Genomic DNA, 19,187 nt, shown 5'->3' with positions numbered 1-19,187 from the left:
ACTCTCCTCAGTCGAGTGCGGGTCCCGAGGTGCTGTTGACCCAGATCCATGAGGACCAGGTCGCGAAGCCGGTCTGCCAGACGTGGTACGTGCCGGCGTGGCTGGTGCCGAAGACCTCGATCCGGCCGTCGGAGTTCGAGGCCGCGGTGACCTCGGTGCCCCCGCCGCCGAAGGTCTCCCACGCGCCGTACGGCGCGTTCACCCCGGTCTGCCAGGTGTGCATGGCCGTCTCGCCGTTCATGGCGAAGACCTCGACGCGCCCGTCGGCCGTGCGCTCGCTGGTGAGCTGGGAGTCGGCGGGGCCGCCGGTGGACTCCCAGCCCGACCAACTGGTCGGACTCGTCTGGTACTTGTGGAACACGCCGACCGGGCCGGAGGCGAAGACCTCGATGCGGCCGTCGGCGTTGTGGTCGACGGTGAGGTCGTGACCGCCGCCGCCGAAGTCCTCCCACGCGGACCAGCCGCCGTTCGGGGCCGTCTGGTACTGATGCCGGAAGGTGCTGCCGTTGAGGGCGAAGACCTCCAGGCGGCCGTCCGGTGCCTTCGCCATCTCGATCCGGCCGTCGGCGGGGCCGCCACCGGTCGCCTCCCACGGCGACCAGCCGCCGTTCGGTGCGAGCTGGTACCGGTGGAACACGCCGACCGGGCCGGAGGCGAAGACCTCGATGCGGCCGTCGGCGTTGACGCCGGCCGCGATGTCACGACCGCCGCCGCCGAAGTCCTCCCAGTCCGACCAGCCGCCCGACGGGGAGAGCTGGTAGCGGTGCCGGAAGGTGGTCCCGTCGATGGCGAACATCTCCAGGCGGCCGTCGGCGTTGGGAGCGATCGCCAGCTGGGCGTTCACGGGTCCGCCGAGCCGCTCCCACTCCGACCAGTCGCGGTTCGCCTCCTGCTGCCAGGCGTGGTGGACGCCGTCGGCGCCGGCGGCGAACACTTCGAGGCGCCCGTCGGCCGACCGCGCCGACACGACCCGGCCCGACTCGGCCGGGTACACCAGCGGCTCGGGGCGCGGCCCGCTCCCGGGGACGCACGGCAGGGTGATGCCGCCCTCCGCGAGGTAGACCTCCGGGTCGATCCCGTACGAGAAGGAGTCGTCCCCCCAGATCCGCAGATGGAGATGGGGGCCGTCGGCGTTGCCCTCGGCGCCCATCAGGGCGATCTGCTGGCCGGCCACGACGTGGTCGCCGACCGAGACGTCCCTCCGGTACATGTGCCCGTACTCGGAGGTCCGGCCGTCGGGGTGCCGGATGCGGATCCACTGGCCGTAGTCGCCGACGTACCCGGAGATGGTCACCTCGCCGTCGCCGACCGCGTAGATCGGCGTCCCGACGTCGGCGGCGATGTCGACGCCGTTGTGCCCGGGGTGGAACGGCTGGCTGACGAAACCGATGCTCGGGCAGGCGGTGGCGGAACCGGTGGTCCCGGCCGAGGCCGGGGTGGTGGCGGCCAGCACCGGCAGCAGGGCGGCCGCCGCCGCGAGGACCCGGGTCAGCGCGCGCCGGGGCAGTCCGCGGAACACGGGCTCAGGCCTTGCGGAGGCGGTCGATGACGCCGTCGATGTCGCGCTGCATCATGTCGTGGCGGATGAAGTGGCCGCCGGGCAGCTCGTACCACTCGTGCGGGATTCCCGCGTTGCCGAGCAGGGAGCGGAACTCCCGCTGACCGGCGAGCACTTGGGTCTCGTTGGCCGTGTCGAACCAGTTGATCGGGTCGGGGCTGGTGCCGGCGACCAGGAAGACCCGCTTGTTGCGGTAGCTCTCGATCCGCTGCACCGGGTTGTCCGCGCTGACCCGGGCCTCGTCCCAGAACGGCGCCCCGTAGATCGTGCCGCCGTTCAGGTCGAGCGCCGCGGAGCTCGCGTTGGCCCAGTGACCCACGAGGCCGTTGTCCCGGCGCAGGCTGGCAGGGCCGGAGTGGGCGCTCACCGAGGCGAAGTGGCCGTAGTACTTGGCGGCGTACTTCAGCGCGCCGAAGCCGCCCATCGAGAAGCCGGAGACGGCACGGCCGTCGTACTCGGCGAACGTACGGAAGTTCGCGTCGATCCACGGGATCAGCTGGGAGATGTGGAACTCCTCCCAGTTCCGCGGGCCGACGTTGGAGCTGACCGGGTTGGAGTACCAGCCCGCGTGCCCGCCGTCGGGCATGACGACGATGATCGGCTTCCCCGCGGTCCAGTCGCGGACGCCCTCGCGGTCGAAGGTGATGAAGTCCTGGTCGTTGCCGCCGCCGTGGAAGAGGTACAGCACCGGGTACGTGCGTCCGCTCCAGTGGTAGTCGTCGGGCAGGAGGACGTTGACGCCGGGGTTCCAGCCGATCGCGCCGGTCGAGAACCGGTAGTACCACATGCGCGGGTCGGCCTCGTTGCGGTCCACGATGTGCAGGCCGAAGCCGTCCCCGGCGGCGGCGGCCGGAGACGCCCCCGCCAGGACGCCCGCGCCGCCCAGGGCCATCGCGGCCGAGAGACCTCCGGCGGTCTTGAGGATGTTCCGGCGGGTGGGGTTCTGCGCGCTCAACGTGACCTCCGGGTCGAAGCAGGACGACGGTCCGGAACGTAGCAACGGGACCCGGGCCGGGTGACCCCGGAAGATTGCGGACTGACAGGCGGCGCCGCGTGGGCTAGGAGGTGTCCGCCGGAGCGCCCGGTCTCGTCACCGCGTCCTCGTCACGGCGCCGCCTCGCCCTCGTCGCAGCGTCCCGCCTCGCCTCGTCACTGCGTCCCGCCTCGCGTCGTCACCGCGTCCGGTCTCGCCCCCCGAAGCGCAGCCTCCACGGGGTGAGGGCGGATTCGAGCTGCACGCGCAGGCTCATCTTCGAGGCGCCCTGCCCGCGTTCCTCGAAGCGGATCGGCACTTCGACGAGGGTGAACCCCCGGCTGACGGCCCGGTGGTTCATCTCGACCTGGAACGAGTAACCGTTGCTGCGGACGGAGTCGAGGTCGATCGACCGCAGTGTCTCGGCCCGCCAGGCCTTGAATCCGGCGGTGGCGTCCTTCAGGCGCAACCGCAGGATCGCGTTGACGTACAGGTTGGCCCAGGCCGACAACGCCCTGCGGTGCCAGGGCCAGTCGGCGGCGATCGAGCCGCCGGCCGCGTACCGCGAGCCGAGCACGGCGCCGGCGTTCCTCGTCGACAGCGCGTCGATCAGGGCCGGGATCGCAGAGGCCGGGTGCGAGAGGTCGGCGTCCATCTGGACCACGACGTCGGCGCCCTCGTCCAGCGCACGGGCGATCCCGGCGAGATAGGCGCGGCCGAGGCCGTCCTTGGCGGCGCGGTGCAGCACGCCGATGGTGTCCGGTGCGTCGGCGGCGAGCTTGTCGGCGATCTCGCCGGTGCCGTCGGGCGAGTTGTCGTCGACCACGAGCAGATGCAGGTTCGGCACCGGCAGGTCCGCGAGCAGACCCGCCAGTACGGGCAGGTTGTCCCGTTCGTTGTAGGTCGGCACGACGACAACGGTCTTCGGGGGCACGACGGCCATCGGCAGCTCCTCGGTCGGAATCGGTTCAGGGGCCGGTGACGCGGCGCTCGGGGAGCCCCGCGCCGCCGGTCCCGGCGAGAGGGCGGGCCGGAACGCCGTGGAAGAAGCCGAGGATCCGCCGGTTCACCTCCTCCGGCTGCTCCAGATAGCCGAAGTGGCCGGCGTGCTGGATCAGCTGGTGGGCGGCGCCCGGGATGGCGCGTGCCACCTCGGCCACGAGGTGCGGGGGCGTGACCAGGTCGTCGGCGAAGCCGAGGACCAGGCACGGCGTGGTGATCGCGGCGTAGGCCGCGAGGCGACCGGGGTCCGGAGCGATGGCGAGCTGGTGCCGCAGCCCGCGGCCGGAGGACAGCGACTGCTCGAACACCGACAGCCAGTCGGACACCCCCAGGTCGTCGTTGAGCGTGTGCGGCGACAGGTTCTGGAGGGCCTGGAGGGCCGCGTGATAGCGGCGCGGCAGCGTGATGCCGGAGTCGAGCAGCTCGATCTCGGCCCGGGCGGCGGCCGCGCGCAGGGTGTCGTCGCGGCCGCGGGTGGCCATCAGCACGGCGGCGGTGGCCAGATCGGGCCGGGTCAGCAGCAGCTCCTGCACCACGAGCGCGCCGAGCGACGTGCCGACCAGACGGCACGGCCCGGCGTCCAGGTGCTCGATGAGCCCCGCCAGGTCGGACGCGAGATCGCCGACCGTCAGCCCCGGCTCGCCGGGGTCGCTGGGGGGCACGCCCCGGGAGTCGTACGTGATCACCCGGTAGCCGGCGCCGGTGAGCGCCGGTACCTGGTGCAGGCGCCAGGCCCGCCCGCGCCCGCCCGCGCCCATGACGAGCACGACCGGCTCCCCGTCCGCCCGGCCCTCGGGCGGGTGGTCGTCGTAGTGCAACCGCGTCCCGCCGATGGTCGCGACGCTCATCAGCCCGCGGCCATGCGGTCGGCCAGGCTCTTCGGGCGCATGTCGGTCCAGTGCTCCTCGACGTACGCGAGGCAGCTCTCGCGGTCCGTGTCGGCGAGCGAGACCGACCACCCCTCGGGGACGGCGGCGAACGAGGGCCAGAGCGAGTGCTGGCCCTCGTCGTTGACCAGCACCTTGAACCGCGCGTCGGGGTCGTCGAACGGATTGGTCATCTTCTGCTCCTTCGGGGGTCTTCGAGGGTGGGTTTCAGACGAGTTCCTGGCCGGAGACGAGCGTCTCGGCGTATCCGAAGACGTGGCCGCGCCCGACCGAGACCGGCCGCAGCGAGGCGAAGTCCGCGTCGAGCACGTCGAACATCTCGAGGTGCGCGTCCCCCGACCACACGTCGGAGAACTCGACTCCCGTGACGGTCGAGGTCACCAGTCCGACGGGCGGCTGCTCACCGGCGAGCCAGGGCGGCTGGACCCGGCTGTGCACCAACGGAACGGTGTGCAGCGCCGGCGGTTCGGCGGCCCGGGCGGTCACGTTCACCGAGGCGTGGGCGATCCGGCGGCCGCCGGTCGCGGCCGTGCCGTGGTACGTGCCGGCGGCGGAGCCCAGGGGGCCCGCCCTGCCGACGCGCATCGGCCGGGTCTGATGCACCTCGCCGAACTGCTTCGGCATGCCCTGCACCCAGCCGCGCAGCAGCGGCACGGGCTGGTCGACCCAGGCGTACGGGCAGCGGGCCAGGCGGCGGCCGCGGTGCTCGCAGCCGAGCAGGATCAGGAACTCGCTGAACTGGCTGGCACCGGGATCGGCCAGCTCGGCGCCGGGCTCCGAGCACCACTGCCAGTGCGCGAAGACCGCGGCGGCCTGCCCCGGATCGGCGCCGAGGTCGAGCTCGGGCGGGAGGAACCGCGCCGCCGCCGCCGGATCCACGCGGTAGTCGACCATGACGACCTCGCCGGAGAAGTGCCACGGCGGAGGAGTCAGCGTGGCCGAGGTGCCCGAAGGGGAGAGCGGAAGGCTGTAGCCCCGCAGGGTGCTGACGAGTGAAGTGGTCATCGAGGGGTCTCCTCATGTCTCCAGGCGGCGGCGAGCCGCGCGGCCGCCTCCGCAAGACCGTCGGGCGAGTTGAGGCTGTACGCGAGACGCAGATGGGTGCCGGTCACGGTGCCGAAGCGGGAGCCCGGTGCCACCTCGACGCCTGCCCGGCCGGCCGCGGCGAGCAACGACGTCTCGGTGCGGCGCGGGCCGTCGAAGGTGAGCCAGACGAAGAAGCCGCCGGACGGACGGTTGACGGTCACGGACTCGCCCAGGCCTGCCCGCAGGGCGGCCACGAGCGTCTCGCGCCGCACCCGGAGCTGCTGACGGAGCCACGACAGGCGCCGGTCGTAGCGGCCGTCCCCGATCAGCAGGGCCACGGCCAGCGAGGTCAGGTGGTTGAGCGCTCCGCCGCTGACCAGTTGTCCGCGGCGGGTCAGCGTCCCGACCAGGTCCGGGTCGGCCTCCAGCCAGCCCAGCCGCAGGCCGGGCCCGAGTGTCTTCGCGAACGACCCGAGCCGGATCACGCCCCGCCGTCCGGCCAGCGCGGCGAGCGAGGGTGGCGGAGCGGTGCGGTCCAGGCCCAGTTCCGCGTACGCGTCGTCCTCCACGATCCGTGCGCCGTGCCGTGCGGCGACGGCGAGCAGTTCCCGGCGGCGTGACTCGCCGGCGACCGTGCCGGTCGGGTTGTGGAAGGTCGGCGTCAGGTAGACGAACGCCACGTCCTCGGCGCCCGACAGGGCCCGGTCCAGGGCCTCCGGGCGTACGCCCTCACCGTCGGCGTCCATCTCCCGCGGGCGCAGACCGTGATCGGTCATGATGTGCCGGCCCAGGTCGTAGCAGGTGCGCTCGACCAGGACGGCCTGGCCCGGCCGGCCCAGCACGGTGCACAACAGGGCCAGCGCCTGCGAGGTACCGGCGGTGACCATGATCTCGTCGGGCGCGCAGCCGTGCCGGGCGGCAAGGAGGGCGCGCAGTGGCTCGGCTCCGGCGTTGGCGCCGTAGGCGAGGGCCGCGGGGCCGAACTCGGTGAGGGCCTCCGCGTAGAGCGGAAGCACGTCGTCGACCGGCAGCAGGCCCGGTTCGAGGTAGCCGGGTCCCAGGTCGAGGACGCCGGGCGGGGAGACGGCCTGCACCACCCCCGCACGCCACCATCGGGCGTGCGGGAGCGGGGAGACCGCCGTGGGCGGTTGGACCATCAGCCCTGCAACTCCGGCGTGTCCAGCAGGGCCGCGCGCAGCACCCGCGCTCCCGCGAGCAGGGTGGAGGGGTTCCGCGACAGGGCCAGGCGCAGCATCCGCTCGCCCTCGTGCGGCCGCGCCCAGTGGAACTTCTGGCAGGGCAGTACGTAGAGGCTCTGCTCGCGGACCGCCGACCAGACGTCCAAGCCCAGCCGCGAGCCGACGTGCAGGCGCTCCACGCTGGTCCGGGCGTGTGCGTCGACGAAGCCGATGTCGGGCACGCCGTCGAACTCGGCACGCACGAGGGCCCGGTGGTCGGCGATCGTGCGCTGAAGTTCCGCCAGGCCGCCGTCGGCCCCGTCGTCGGCGAACCGCTTCACCATGAGCAGGATCAGCGGTGACGTGCCGAGCAGGATGTCCGAGTGGATCTTCTCGATCGGCAGGTCCACGTTCGCCGAGCGGACCAGCCAGCCGATCTTGAGTTCGAGCGTGGGCCACAGTTTGCCGGTGTCCTCGATGACCACCCAGCGGCAGCCGCTCGCGTCGAGCACGGCGTAGTGGTCGAACTGCGCGGCAGGGTCGAACCCCCGGAACGAGGTGTCCAGGGCGAGCACCACGCCGTACTCGGCGCACTGTTCGGCGAGCCTGCGCAGGCGGGCCTCGCTCATCACCCGGCCGGTGGGGTTGTTCGGGGTGGTGATGAAGACGCAGCCGACCTGTTCGAGCAGTTCCGCCGGCAGGTCCTCGTCGTGGGCCTGCTCCTCCTCGACCGGTACGAGCCGCAGGCCGACCCCCCGCAGGATGTCGGGGATGTTGTCGAACGTGGGGTGGATCAGCGCCACCGCGTCGGACGTGGTGACCAGCGAGCGGGCGAGGATCTCCATGGCCAGCGAGGACGAGTAGCAGCTCAGCGTCCGTCCGGCGGCGAACGGATGGCTGTGCTGGCCGAGCATGCCGAAGAACGACTCGGCGGCCTCCCGCTCGATCTCGTCGACCGGGCGCAGGGTGGCCTCCGCCCACATGCTCGGCAGCTCGGCGACGATCTTGCTCTGCGCGGCCGTGAGCTGCTGGCGGGCGTGCCCGTCGGCGAGGTTCATCGAACTGGCCAGGGCCAGGGTCTCGAACTGGGTCAGGTTCTCCGCGGAGACCGTCGGCAGAATTCTGTTCACAAGCACCTCTCAGGAGAGCGTGGGGTGAAGCGTGCTTGGAGCCACGGCGGTGCCGGGACTCACCGGCGCTCGGGCGCCGGGATAGGAATCGAGTGATCTCCGTCTGCGGGGACTCAGCAGAAGGCGAACTGGGTGAGCAATTGCTCGACATCGTCGATGCGCTCGCCGGAACCGAGCCCGGCCTTTCCGACGAAGCGTTTGAGGTAACCGGCGCCCTCGGTGCCGCCGGACCCCGTCATCTCCGGCAGATAGCGGCGGCCGAATCCGTAGTGCCGGCCACGCCAGATGTAGAGCGGATTCTCGCTCGCGGCGAATGCCCCGCGAATCTCGGCGTCCTCGGTGGCGGCCGCGGCGTCCTGCAGGGACGTGAACTCGCGCAGCATGGGGCTGTTGATCGGGGCCAGGTGAGGGAATCGCTCGTAGGTCTCCACCTTCCTTTCGTCGTAGCCGTACACCACCAGTTCCATCAGGTGGTAGTTGAGCGAGTGGACCGCGCTGGCGCTCCCGGTCAGGTCCCGGAAGCCCATGAAGAGCTCCGGCGTCAGCGTCCGCAGCGCGTGGAAGACGACGTTCAGGAGTTCGGCCGCCGAGGCCAGCTGGCTCGTCCGCAGGGCGAACTCGTCACGGTCGCGGCCGATCGCCTCGGTCGCCCCGCGCGCGGTCCAGCGGACGAGGAAGAAGCCGATCTCGCAGGCCTGCACCGCACGCATGAAGATGTGCTCGTCATGCTTGTCCGAGCGGCGGAATCCCGAACAGCGGTTGACCACCAGCAGATCGTGGACCAGCAGGTCGTCCTCGCCGGCGAGCCGGACCAGGTCGGCGCTCGCCAGGGTGCGGTCCGGGCCGACGGGGGACCGGCCCAGGTGGTCGAGCACGGCCTCCAGACGGCGCACGCGTTCCGCGCCCTCCTCGACCGTGGTCTCGTGCAGCCCGGCCTCGCGCTCCTCCAGCGCGATCAGGTCGGCCACGAGCGCGTGCAGCAGCAGCAGGCTCGCCTCGTACGAGTCGTCCCGCCGGGCGAGGTACCAGCCGGCCACGTGCAGTCCGGTGTAGCGGTAGTACTCGGGTATGTCGAGGCGCCGGCTGAACGACCGGGTCAGCAGCCGCAGGATCTCGTTCTCGTGGGTCTCCGGCCCGGCCACGGCCGCCTCGTACCGCTCGGACAGGCGGAGGACCTCGTCGTCGGGCAGCTCGGCGAGGGGTGTCGCGTGCAGCCACGCGGCCAACTCGGCGCAGGCGGCGGGCAGTTCCCGCGAGCGGGTCGGAGCGAGGGATCGTACGGCGTTCACCGCCCGGCCCCGCTCCCGGCGCGACGGCCGGTGATCAGGTGCTTGTCACCGCTGGAGCGCCGGACCGTGCCGTCCACGAAGCCCGCGTGACGCAGCAGCTCCAGGTACTCGGCCGCGGTCCGGTGCCGGCCCTCCGTCTCGACGTGCATGGAGAGGTTCATGACGGCCGTGGCGAGCGGGCCGCCGCGGTCGTCGTCGAAGAGCCGCTCCATGATCAGGACCCGGCCGCCGGGGAGGCACGCCTCGTGAGCCTTCCGCAGCAGCGCCGCGCAGGTCTCGTCGTCCCAGTCGGACAGGATGTAGCCGAAGGCGAAGCAGTCGCCGGCCGGGAGCGGGTCGCGGAAGAAGTCGCCGGCCGCGAAGTCCAGCCGGTCGCCGAGCTTGTGCTCGGTGGCCCGCGCGGCGAGATGCGGACCGACCTGGGGGAGGTCGAACACGGTCGACCGCAGCCGCGGGAAGGCATGCAGGGCAGCCACCGAGAAGGGCCCGCTCGCTCCGCCGACATCGATCAGCCGTCGGGAGTCGCCCAGGTCGGCCAGGGCGGCGAGCTCGCCGGAGACGTGGTGGCTGAGGCCCCACATCGCGTTCAGGAAACGGCCCACCGACTCGTCGTCGCGGTAGATGGCCTCGAACGGAGCCGGCGTGTCCCGGTCGGTCTCGGCCTTCCCCGCCCGCAGGTAGCCGCTCAGCCGCCCGAACTGGTCGGCGGTGTCGCCGATCAGGTGACCGACGAATCCCATCAGATAGCGGGGGTCCTCGCGGTCGACGTAGGGCCGCACGCCCGCCGCGAGCGCGTACCGCCCACCGTCCGCGTCGACGACGCCGAAGGAGGACAGCACCAGCAGGAGTCGTTCGACGGTGTCCTCGTCGACGGCCAGTGCGGCCGCGATCTTCCCGGCGCTGTCGCCGCTGTGCCGTGCCAGGTGCTCGAAGACGCCGTGCCTGTCCGCGACGTGCAGAGCGTGGGTGGCGTACATTCCGTAGACGGCGCGTTCCAGATTCGCAGGAATCATTGTTTTCGCTGCCCATCGATGCAAGGGAGTGGTCAGGCGTTGTCGGCGCGGCGAATTGTCGACGCGGCCGCGGGGATTCCCGGGCGTGGCGAATCCGTGGCCCGCTGGTAAAGAATCCTCCGGACGTCGAGAATTATTTCGGCGGGCACGACGGATCGGCCATCTTGTTGACCGCAGAGCGAAACCCCCAGTTCGGAGCCGCTCTCCGGGGCCCGTGTTCCGGCCGTGGAGTCCTGAAACCGGAGGGTGCAGGCCGACGGGAAGGCGGTCGCGACCATCCCCGTTCACCGACGCGAAACCCTTGGTCATCGAGACGTTAAAGCGCTGGTCATCGGCGCGATGTGCCGGGCGGGCAGACCTGTACGCCCCACCGGCCCGGCCGGCCGTGACGGCGGCGTGGTCACCGGGCCCGCCCCCACCCGGTCATGACGGGCGAAAAGCCGTGCGACTGACGGCAAGTTCCGGCCGGGCGGTCGATCCGGGAAGCCCGGGTCGAATGAAATGAGCGCAGGTGGGGGCCATATCCCCGCGAGTTCGGGGTGCGGCCCGAAGTCGTTTTCCGCCACAGCCGGGTTGATCGAGGAGGGCGGTGAACGGTAGCGTTCCGATAAAAGGGAAAGGGTGTGCAGTGACTGCCAGGTATGCTCTCTTATTGGAATCCGTGACAAAAACCTACGGTTCCGGTCGTAACGCGGTCACAGCCCTGGACGACGTGACAATGGGCGTGCCGCACGGGACGTTCATCGCGATCATGGGTCCCTCCGGCTCGGGCAAGAGCACGTTCCTGCACTGCGCGGCGGGCCTCGACTCACCCACGCAGGGTGGTGTGATCCTCGGCGACACCCGCCTGGCCGGCCTGAACGAGGAACAGCTCACCGAGATCCGCAGAGAACGGATCGGGTTCGTCTTCCAGGCCTACAACCTGCTCGACCCGCTCACCATCGCCGACAACGTGGGCCTGCCGTTCCGGCTGGCCGGCGCCCCCGTCCCCACCGACCGGGTGCGCGCCGTGCTGGCCGACGTCGGGCTCGCCGACATGGGCGACCGCTACCCCGGGCAACTCTCCGGCGGACAGCGGCAGCGCGTGGCCATCGCCCGCGCCCTCATCACGGGACCCGACGTGGTCTTCGCCGACGAGCCGACGGGCGCACTCGACACACGGACCGGCAAGCAGGTCCTGGAACTGCTGAGGGGGGTCGTCGACCGGAGCGGCCAGACCGTGGTGATGGTGACCCACGACCCGGTCGCCGCCTCGTACGCGGACTCGGTGACCTTCCTGGCCGACGGCCGGCTGGCCGGTGAACTCGCCGCGCCGACGCCGGAGAAGGTGGCCGACCGGATGACCAGGCTGGGTGACCGGTGAGCCGCAAGAAGGCGGACCGGGCGGCGGGCCCGCCGGCGGCCGGCAAGGCGAAGAAGAAGGTCCGCACGCTCTCGCGCCAGAACCTTTCGCTGGCCTGGAGCACGATCCGCGGACGCAAGGGCGGCTTCGCGGCGGTCCTCATCGCCGTCGGCATCGGCTCCGCCGTGATCACCGCCTGCGGTGTGCTGCTGGAGACCGGCATCAGCTCCGGAGTCCCGGCCGAGCGGTACCACCAGGCGGCCGTGGTCGTCGGCGGCTACCAGGCCATGCCCGTCGAGGGCGACGCGGACCCGCGGCTCCCCGAGAGGGTCAGGCTGCCCGCCGACACGGTCGGAAAGGTCGGCGCGGTCAAGGGCGTCGAGTCCGCCGTCGGGGACATCAGCTTCCGTACGACCGTGCTCAGGAACGGCTCCGTCCTCGAAGGACCGCCCGTGTACGGGCACGGCTGGTCCGCCTCCGTCCTCGCCCCGTTCACCCTGCGCTCGGGCACCCGGCCCCAGGCGGCCGAGGACGTCGTCCTCGACAGCGGCCTCGCCCGGCGGGCCGGGGTCGCACCGGGAGACAAGGTCACGCTGGTGACCGGGTCGACACCGGGGGAGTACCGGGTCAGCGGTCTCGCCGATGCGGTGGCCTCCCTCGAACGCCAGTCCGCGGTCTTCTTCACCGACGACCGGGCGGCCCGGCTCCACGGCACGCCCGGCACCATCGACGCCGTCGGCGTGCTGGCCGCCAAGGGCACCGACACGGGTGAACTCGCCGACCGCATCGAGCAGGCCGTGCCCGGCGTGGCCACCTACACCGGCGACGACCGCAGCGACGTCGAGACGCTCGACGTCGGCCGGATGCGGTCCTTCGTCATCGAGGTGGCCAGCGCGTTCGGCGCCACCATGATCCTGCTCGTGATCATCGTGGTCGCCGGCACGCTGGCACTGTCGGTGCAGCAGCGCCGCCGCGAACTGGCCCTGCTGCGGGCCGTCGGAGCCACCCCCCGGCAGGTGCTGCGCATGATCGGCGGCGAGGCCGTCCTCGTCGGCGGGATCGGCGCCGTGCTCGGCGCCGTCCCCGGCATCCTGCTCGCCATGCTGCTGCACAGCGTGTTCACGGCGGCCGGCGCGCTGCCGTCCGGGTTCTCGCTCGTGATCACACCGCTGCCCGTGCTGTTCGCCCTGCTGATCTGCGTCCTCGCAGCCCGCATCGGCGGCTGGCTCGCGGCCCGGCGCGCGGCGAAGGTCAGCGCCGTCGAGGCGCTCGGCGACGTGGCCGTGGAACCGAAGAAGCTCGGCTGGGTCCGGCTCACGCTCGGCGTGCTGCTCGTGCCCGCCGGCCTGGCCGTCGCCATCGTGCTGCCGATCGCGCTCCCCGGCGAGTCGGCCATCGAAGGCGCCGCCAGCTCCGCCCTGGTCCTGGTGATCGCCGTCGGCCTGCTCGGACCGAGGCTGTTCGGCGGCCTTGCGACCCTGCTCGGCCGCCGCCGGGGCGACGTCACCTGGTTCCTCGCCACCGCCAACTCCCGGGCCAGGGCCCGCCGGCTCAGCGCCGCCACCACCCCGCTGATCATGGGCGTGACCATGGCGTCCGCACAGCTCTTCAGCGGCACGACGCTCGCCGCGACCGCGTACGACCAGGCCGTCGACGGCGTGATCGCCGACCACGTGGTGACCTCCGACAGCGCGGGGATCTCACCCGGCCTCGCCGAGGAGCTCCGAGGCGTTCCCGGCGTCCGCACGGTCGGCCCGGTCGCCCGGACCTCGACGATCCTCACCTGGCCCGACGGCGACAGCATCCAGTACCGGATCTCCACGGCGCAGGGCGTCGACCCCGCGGCCGTACCGGACACCATGAACCTGGAGGTGCTGCGCGGCGACCTGGGCGGTCTCACCGGATCCACGGTCGCCCTCAGCCGCCTCGTCGCCGGCACGGTCGGCGTCGACGTGGGCGGCAAGGTGGACGTACACCTCGGCGACGGCACCGTCGAGAAGGCCGAGGTGGTCGCGGTCTACGAGAACGGGCTCGGCTTCGGCGACGTCACCCTGCCCCACGACGTGGTCCTCGCGCACACCACCGACCACCTCGACCAGTGGCTGATGGTCAACTCCGACCGGGAGGCGGACCTTTCGGCGGCGCTCAAGCCGTACCCGACGCTGAGCGTCCGCGACGCCGAGTCGGTCACCGCCGCACCGACCGGCGACTCGGGTGACGGCGGGATCAGCCTCGTGCTCAACGCCGTCCTGCTCGGCTACCTCGCCATCGCCGTCGTCAACACGCTGGTCATGGCGACGATCTCACGGCACCGCGAGTTCGCCCTGCTGCGCCTCGTCGGCACCCGCACCCGCCAGGTCCGCTCGATGATGCGGCAGGAGGCGGGCATCATCGTGCTCTCCGCGGTCGTGGTGGGCACGATCGCGGCGCTGCCGTCGCTGATCGGGATGAGCTACGCCATCCGCCACTCGGTGTTCCCCTCCATCCCGCCCCTGATGTACCTCGGCATCGTGATCGCCGCCGCGGTGATCGCCTGGCCGGCCGTGATGATCCCGGCCCGGCTCGCCCTGCGGCCCCCCGCCGTGGAGGCGGTCGCACGGCCCGAGTGACGGAGGGGCCGTCCTGGCACCACTTTCCGGACACGGCCCGGCGCGGGTGAGGCGTGGCTTCGGCCACGCCTCACCCGCTTTCGCGCACCCGTCACGGCAGCCCCACGGAGCGGGCAGTTTCCTCACCGCTCAACAACGTGGAGCCGGCCCGCCTCCGCGGGCGAAGCTCGACCGTCGACAGATCCGCGTGCCACGCGTGTTCCCAGTGGAGGGTCGAGCATGTCCCACGATTCCGACTACGCCCCCGCCGCCCCGGAGGACCGGGCCGTCCACCGCCTCGTCGCCGCGCGCGCCCGGCAGGACCCCGACGCGCCCGCGGTCGTCGCCGCCGACAGGACCCTCTCGTACGGCGAGCTGGACGAGCGCGCCAACCACCTCGCCCACCTCCTCGTCGACGCCGGGGTGACCGCCGAGTCGCGGGTCGGCATGCTGATGGGCCGCTCGGGCCACTCGCCGGAGACCGTCGTCGCGCTGCTCGCCGTGCTCAAGGCGGGCGGGGTCTACGTGCCGCTGCACGAGAGCCACCCCGACGACCGGGTCCGCCGGCTCCTCGCCGAGACCGAGGCGGTCGTGCTGATCGCCGACCCGTCGACCGCGGGCCGGGCGGCGACCGCCGGGCCGCCCGTGCTCGTCGTGGACGCCGCGGACACGGGCCGGCGCCCCGACGCCCCGCGCGTGCGCGTCGACGAGGAACAACTCGCGTACATCATCCACACCTCGGGCTCGACCGGCCTGCCCAAGGGCGTGTCCATCACCCACCGCAACATCGTGGCGCTGGCCCAGGAGGCCCACGTGCGCGCCGCCTTCGGCCGCGGCGCGCTGTTCAACGCGCCGCTCGCCTTCGACGCCTCCACGTACGAGGTCTGGCTGCCGCTGCTCGGCGGGGGCCGCGTCGTCATCGGACCGGAGCTGACCGCGCCCGGGCTCGCCGCGCTCGTCGCCGAGCACCGCCTCGACGCTGTCTTCCTGACCGCCGCGCTCTTCCGGCTCTTCGCCGAGGAACGGCCCGGCTGTTTCGCGGGCCTGCGCGAGGTGTGGGTCGGCGGCGAGGCCCCGTCGGCGACCGCCATGGAGCGGATGCGGCGCGCCTGCCCGGACACCACGCTCGTCAACGTGTACGGCCCGACCGAGTGCACCGTCTTCGCCACCGCGCACCGGATGACCCCGGACGAGCCGCGCACCCGGGCCGCGGTGATCGGCACGGCCCTCGACGACACCGAGGCGTACGTGCTCGACGAGCGGCTGCGGGAGGTCGTCCCGGGCGGCGCCGGCGAACTGTACCTGGCAGGCGAGGGCACGGGCCGCGGCTACTTCGGACGCCCCGCGCTGACCGCCGAGCGCTTCGTGGCCGACCCGTTCACACCCGGCGGCCGTCTCTACCGCACCGGCGACCGGGTGCGCCTGACCGAGGACGGGCTCATCGAGTTCCTCGGCCGGAGCGACCACCAGGTCAAGATCCGCGGGTTCCGGATCGAACTGGGCGAGATCGAGGCCGCGCTGCGCGACTGCCCCGGCGTCACCGACGCCGTCGCGGTGGTGCGGGAGAGCGGCCCGACGCGCAGCATCGTCGCGTACCCGACGGGACCGGACCCCCTCGCCGAGCGTGAGCTGCTCGACCGGCTTGCCGCCCACCTTCCGGGCTACATGCTGCCCGCGCGCGTCGTGTGGATGGACCGGCTCCCGGTCAACGCCAACGGCAAGGTGGACCGGGCCGCGCTGCCCGAGCCGCCGGCCGACGACGCCGAGACCTACCTGGCGCCGGTCACGGACGCCGAGCGCGAGCTCGCCGCGATATGGGCCGAGACGCTGGGCGTCGAACGGATCGGCACGAGGGACGACTTCTTCGCCCTCGGCGGCGACTCCGTGCTGACCATGAAGATCGTCGCGCGGGCGCGGTCCAGAGGGTTCGCGCTGAGCACGGCCGACGTCTTCACCCACCGGACGGTCGAGGCGCTGGCCGCCGCGGCGACGCGGCTCGACGAAGCCCCGGCGCCGGCGTACGAAGCCTCGGGGCTTGCGTACGAAGCGCAGGCGTACGAAGCGCCGGCGTACGACGTGCCGCGGTCGGGCAGTTACCCCTTGACCCCGATGCAGAGCGGCATGCTCTTCGACGCCCTCATGCTCGACGACCCGGCGCTGCACCTCATCCAGTTCGTCGTCCGACTCGACGACGTCACCGACCCCGGCCGCCTCGCCCGGTCCTGGCAGGAGGCCACGGAACGGCACGCGGTGCTCAGGACCGAGCTCCGCTGGGCCGACGTCGAGGAGCCCGTGCAGCTCGTCAGGGACGAGATCACGCTGCCCGTGACCCAGCTCGACTGGAGCGCCCTGCCCGAGGCGGAGCACCCCGAGCGGCTGCGGGAACTCCTCGACGCCGACCGCGCCGCCGGCATCGACCTCACCCGGGCACCGCTGAGCCGGGTCACGATCGCGCGGCTCGGCCCGGACTCCGTCCAGCTCGTCTGGACGATGCACCACGTCCTCACCGACGGATGGAGCTCGGCGGAGCTGCTGGGGGACGTACTCGACGGATACCGCGGCGAGCCGGTGCGGACGCGGCCGCCCTTCCAGGACTTCGTGCACTGGCTCGCCGAACAGGACCTGGACGCCGCCGACGCGTACTGGCGCGGCCGGCTGGGCGGCTTCACGAGCCCGGTGTCCGTGCCCGGCGACCGGCAGGCGCCCGAGGGCCACCGGCCCGCGGCCAGGCACTCGGTGCGGGTGACGGTCCCGGCGGAGACGGCCGCGCGGGTCTCCGCGTACGCCCGGCGCACCGGGCTGACGCCCAACACCCTGGTCCAGGGGGCGTGGGCGATCCTCCTCGCCCGCCTGAGCGGCCAGCGGGACGTCTGCTTCGGCACGAGCACGGCGGTGCGTCCCGCGGAACTGCCCGGCGTCGAGTCGATGGTCGGCATGATGATCAACACCCAGCCGGTCCGGATCCTGGTGGACGACGAGGAGCATGTCTCGCGCTGGCTCGCGGACTTGCAGCGCGAGCAGGTCGCGGCGCGGGAGTTCGGACACGCCCCGCTGAACCGGGTGCAGTCCTTCGCCGACGTGCCCCCCGGGACCGCGCTGTTCGACACCGCCGTGGTCTTCCAGAACTACCCGTTCGACCGGTCGGCGATCAGCGCGTTCGACGTCGAGTTCGCCACCAACCACTCGCTGGCGCTGAGCGTGTTCCCCGACGCGTCACTGGTCATGCGCCTGCTCTACGACGAGGCGAGCTTCGATCCGGCCACCGTGGAGCGGATCGCCGAGCGTCTGATCACCGTCCTGGACGGCCTCGCCGACGGATCCGCCCCGCACATCGGCGACGTCACCGCGCTGACCCCCGCCGAGCGGAAGCTGATCCTCGACGACTGGGGCGTGGGCGGCCCCTCCACGTACGACATCGAGCGGCGCATGCACCACCTCATCAGCGACCGCGCCGCCCGCTGCCCGGACACCGTCGCGATCGAGCGGGGCGAACACCGGCTCACCTACGCCGAGGTCGAGGAGCGCTCCAACCGGCTCGCCCACCACCTGGCCGGCCTCGGCATCGGCGCGGACGTGCTCGTCGGGGTGTCCGTCGAGCGCGGCCCCGACCTGGTCGTCGGCGTCCTCGGCGCGCTCAAGGCCGGCGGCGCGTACGTACCGATCGACCCCGACTACCCCGCCGCCCGCACCGCCGCGATCCTGGAGGAGGCGCGCCCGGCAGTGGTCCTCACCCACAGCCGCCACCGCGGTGTCTTCGCGGGCACGACGACCCCGCTCGTCCTGCTCGACGAGGACTGGCCCGCCATCGCCACCCGGCCGGCGACCGCCCCGCCCGACCACGGCAGCCCCCGCGACCTCATGTACACCGTCTACACCTCGGGTTCGACGGGGAAGCCCAAGGGCACCATGGTCGAGCACCGGTCCATGGTCAACACCGTCGAGACGGTCGTCCCCCTGCACGTACGCCCCGGCAGCCGGATCTACCAGCTCGCCCCCATGAGCTTCGACGCCGCCTCGCTCGTCCTGCTGAGCACGCTCGCCGGCGGCGCCACGCTGGTCGCCCCCGTGACCGCAGGGACCTACAGCGGCGCCGAACTCATCGAGCAGCTGCGCGAGGCCGACGTCAGCGCCGTCACCGGACCGCCGACGGTCCTGCCCGTGCTCGACCCGGAGGCGCTGCCGCACCTCGAGTCCCTCCTGTGCGGCGGCGAGGTCCTCACCCCCGACCTCGCCGCCGCGTGGGCGCCCGGCCGCCGCCTGCTCAACGGGTACGGGCCCAGCGAATGCGCGGTCGCCGCGACGCTGTTCTCCGTCGAGCCCGGCGTCCGGTACGACAACGTCCCCATCGGCAGGCCGATCCCCAACACCAGCGTCCACGTCCTCGACGACCGGCTGCGCCCCGTGCCGCCCGGCGTCACGGGAGAGCTCTACCTGGGCGGCGACGGCGTGGGCCGCGGCTACATCGGCCGGCCGGGCCTGACCGCGGAGCGCTTCGTGGCCGACCCGTTCGGCAGGCCGGGGACCCGGCTGTACCGCACCGGCGACCTGGTCCGCTGGAACCCGGACGGCACACTGGAGTTCGCCGGCCGCGCCGACGACCAGGTCAAGATCCGCGGCTTCCGGGTGGAGCCGCGCGAGGTCGAGAACGTCCTGCTGCGGCACGAGGCGGTGGCCGAGGCCGCCGTCGTCGTGCAGGCCGACGAGGCCGGCAAGCGGCTCGTCGCGTATGTGGTGCCGCGCGCCGGCGCTCCCGCCGCGGAGGAGCTGCGCGCACACGTCGCCCGCCACGTGCCCGCGTACATGGTTCCGGCCGCCGTGGTGTCACTGACCGTGCTGCCGGTCAACCGCAACGGCAAGCTCGACCGGGCGGCGCTGCCCGTGGTGAAGGTCCGCCCGGACGAGGAGTCGTACGTGGCACCGGCCAACCCGACCGAGGAGGCCCTCTGCCGGATCTGGGGCGAGGTGCTGGCCGTGCCCCGGGTGGGCGCCCACGACAGCTTCTTCGACATCGGCGGCGACTCGATCAACGCGATCCGCCTGGCCGTGCGCATGCGCGCGGCGTTCGGCGTGCCGATCTCCCCGAGAGACCTGTTCGAGCACCGCCGCCCGATCGACCTCGCCGGAGTGGTCCAGGAACGCATATTCATCAGCCTGGCGGCCGTCTCCGGCCCCGAAGCGCCCGGCCGGATCTGACCCAGGGA

At 72.5% G+C, this 19,187-nt stretch carries 13 protein-coding genes; 3 read left to right on the top strand and 10 right to left on the bottom strand.

Annotated features, from left to right (window positions below; genetic code table 11):
* Positions 1-7: 7 nt before the first annotated feature.
* The 10 genes from ACN9M0_RS04585 to ACN9M0_RS04540 all read right to left on the bottom strand — a co-directional run bounded on the left by ACN9M0_RS04585 (position 8) and on the right by ACN9M0_RS04540 (position 10,056).
* The gene (locus ACN9M0_RS04585; protein ID WP_426403159.1) at positions 8-1,519 is read right to left on the bottom strand and encodes a peptidoglycan DD-metalloendopeptidase family protein; all 1,512 of its coding nucleotides are present in this window, start codon (positions 1,517-1,519) and stop codon (positions 8-10) included.
* A gap of 4 nt (positions 1,520-1,523) precedes the next feature.
* Complete coding sequence (locus ACN9M0_RS04580) at positions 1,524-2,513, bottom strand: alpha/beta hydrolase-fold protein (protein ID WP_366039780.1); 990 nt, start codon at positions 2,511-2,513, stop codon at positions 1,524-1,526.
* A 217-nt stretch (positions 2,514-2,730) separates the two neighbouring features.
* Positions 2,731-3,474 carry a polyprenol monophosphomannose synthase gene (locus ACN9M0_RS04575; RefSeq protein WP_366039778.1) on the bottom strand — a complete coding sequence of 248 codons (744 nt, stop codon included), beginning with the start codon at positions 3,472-3,474 and terminating at the stop codon, positions 2,731-2,733.
* A gap of 25 nt (positions 3,475-3,499) precedes the next feature.
* Positions 3,500-4,381 (bottom strand): alpha/beta fold hydrolase, encoded by an 882-nt coding sequence (locus ACN9M0_RS04570; RefSeq protein WP_426403158.1) that lies wholly within the window; start codon positions 4,379-4,381, stop codon positions 3,500-3,502.
* Entirely contained in the window at positions 4,381-4,593 is a 213-nt protein-coding gene (locus ACN9M0_RS04565; protein ID WP_366039776.1) for an MbtH family protein, read from the bottom strand. The genes ACN9M0_RS04570 and ACN9M0_RS04565 overlap by 1 nt, the downstream gene beginning before the upstream one ends.
* 34 nt (positions 4,594-4,627) lie before the next feature.
* Positions 4,628-5,425, bottom strand: a complete 798-nt coding sequence (gene mppR / locus ACN9M0_RS04560; protein ID WP_426403157.1) for an enduracididine biosynthesis enzyme MppR — start codon at positions 5,423-5,425, stop codon at positions 4,628-4,630.
* Entirely contained in the window at positions 5,422-6,603 is a 1,182-nt protein-coding gene (locus ACN9M0_RS04555; protein ID WP_366039774.1) for an aminotransferase class I/II-fold pyridoxal phosphate-dependent enzyme, read from the bottom strand. Before ACN9M0_RS04555 ends, mppR begins: the two co-directional genes overlap by 4 nt.
* Positions 6,603-7,754 carry an enduracididine biosynthesis enzyme MppP gene (gene mppP / locus ACN9M0_RS04550; RefSeq protein WP_399699931.1) on the bottom strand — a complete coding sequence of 384 codons (1,152 nt, stop codon included), beginning with the start codon at positions 7,752-7,754 and terminating at the stop codon, positions 6,603-6,605. Before mppP ends, ACN9M0_RS04555 begins: the two co-directional genes overlap by 1 nt.
* A gap of 113 nt (positions 7,755-7,867) precedes the next feature.
* Positions 7,868-9,043 carry a hypothetical protein gene (locus ACN9M0_RS04545; protein WP_366039771.1) on the bottom strand — a complete coding sequence of 392 codons (1,176 nt, stop codon included), beginning with the start codon at positions 9,041-9,043 and terminating at the stop codon, positions 7,868-7,870.
* A complete protein-coding gene (locus tag ACN9M0_RS04540; RefSeq protein WP_426403156.1) occupies positions 9,040-10,056 on the bottom strand; it encodes a methyltransferase in 1,017 nt (338 codons plus the stop codon). Before ACN9M0_RS04540 ends, ACN9M0_RS04545 begins: the two co-directional genes overlap by 4 nt.
* 724 nt (positions 10,057-10,780) lie before the next feature.
* Between ACN9M0_RS04540 and ACN9M0_RS04535 the strand changes: the two genes are divergently transcribed.
* The 3 genes from ACN9M0_RS04535 (at position 10,781) to ACN9M0_RS04525 (ending at position 19,179) form a co-directional block, all read left to right on the top strand.
* Positions 10,781-11,419, top strand: coding sequence for an ABC transporter ATP-binding protein (locus tag ACN9M0_RS04535; protein WP_426403155.1), 639 nt, complete (start codon positions 10,781-10,783; stop codon positions 11,417-11,419).
* Positions 11,416-14,007 (top strand): ABC transporter permease, encoded by a 2,592-nt coding sequence (locus tag ACN9M0_RS04530; protein ID WP_426403154.1) that lies wholly within the window; start codon positions 11,416-11,418, stop codon positions 14,005-14,007. The genes ACN9M0_RS04535 and ACN9M0_RS04530 overlap by 4 nt, the downstream gene beginning before the upstream one ends.
* Before the next feature lie 219 nt (positions 14,008-14,226).
* Positions 14,227-19,179, top strand: coding sequence for an amino acid adenylation domain-containing protein (locus tag ACN9M0_RS04525; RefSeq protein ID WP_426403153.1), 4,953 nt, complete (start codon positions 14,227-14,229; stop codon positions 19,177-19,179).
* Positions 19,180-19,187 lie beyond the last annotated feature (8 nt).

Source organism: Streptomyces sp. R-07 (assembly GCF_049913175.1).
Classification (GTDB): domain Bacteria; phylum Actinomycetota; class Actinomycetes; order Streptomycetales; family Streptomycetaceae; genus Streptomyces.
The sequence above is the reverse complement of the archived record's forward strand: the minus strand, read 5'-3'. Positions and strand labels throughout refer to the sequence as shown.

Coding starts and splice junctions, on each gene's coding strand:
- ACN9M0_RS04540 (WP_426403156.1), bottom strand. CDS start 10,056: ATGATTCCTGCGAATCTGGAACGCGCCGTCTACGGAATGTACGCCACC.
- ACN9M0_RS04525 (WP_426403153.1), top strand. CDS start 14,227: ATGTCCCACGATTCCGACTACGCCCCCGCCGCCCCGGAGGACCGGGCC.
- ACN9M0_RS04565 (WP_366039776.1), bottom strand. CDS start 4,593: ATGACCAATCCGTTCGACGACCCCGACGCGCGGTTCAAGGTGCTGGTC.
- ACN9M0_RS04570 (WP_426403158.1), bottom strand. CDS start 4,381: ATGAGCGTCGCGACCATCGGCGGGACGCGGTTGCACTACGACGACCAC.
- ACN9M0_RS04555 (WP_366039774.1), bottom strand. CDS start 6,603: ATGGTCCAACCGCCCACGGCGGTCTCCCCGCTCCCGCACGCCCGATGG.
- ACN9M0_RS04575 (WP_366039778.1), bottom strand. CDS start 3,474: ATGGCCGTCGTGCCCCCGAAGACCGTTGTCGTCGTGCCGACCTACAAC.
- mppR (WP_426403157.1), bottom strand. CDS start 5,425: ATGACCACTTCACTCGTCAGCACCCTGCGGGGCTACAGCCTTCCGCTC.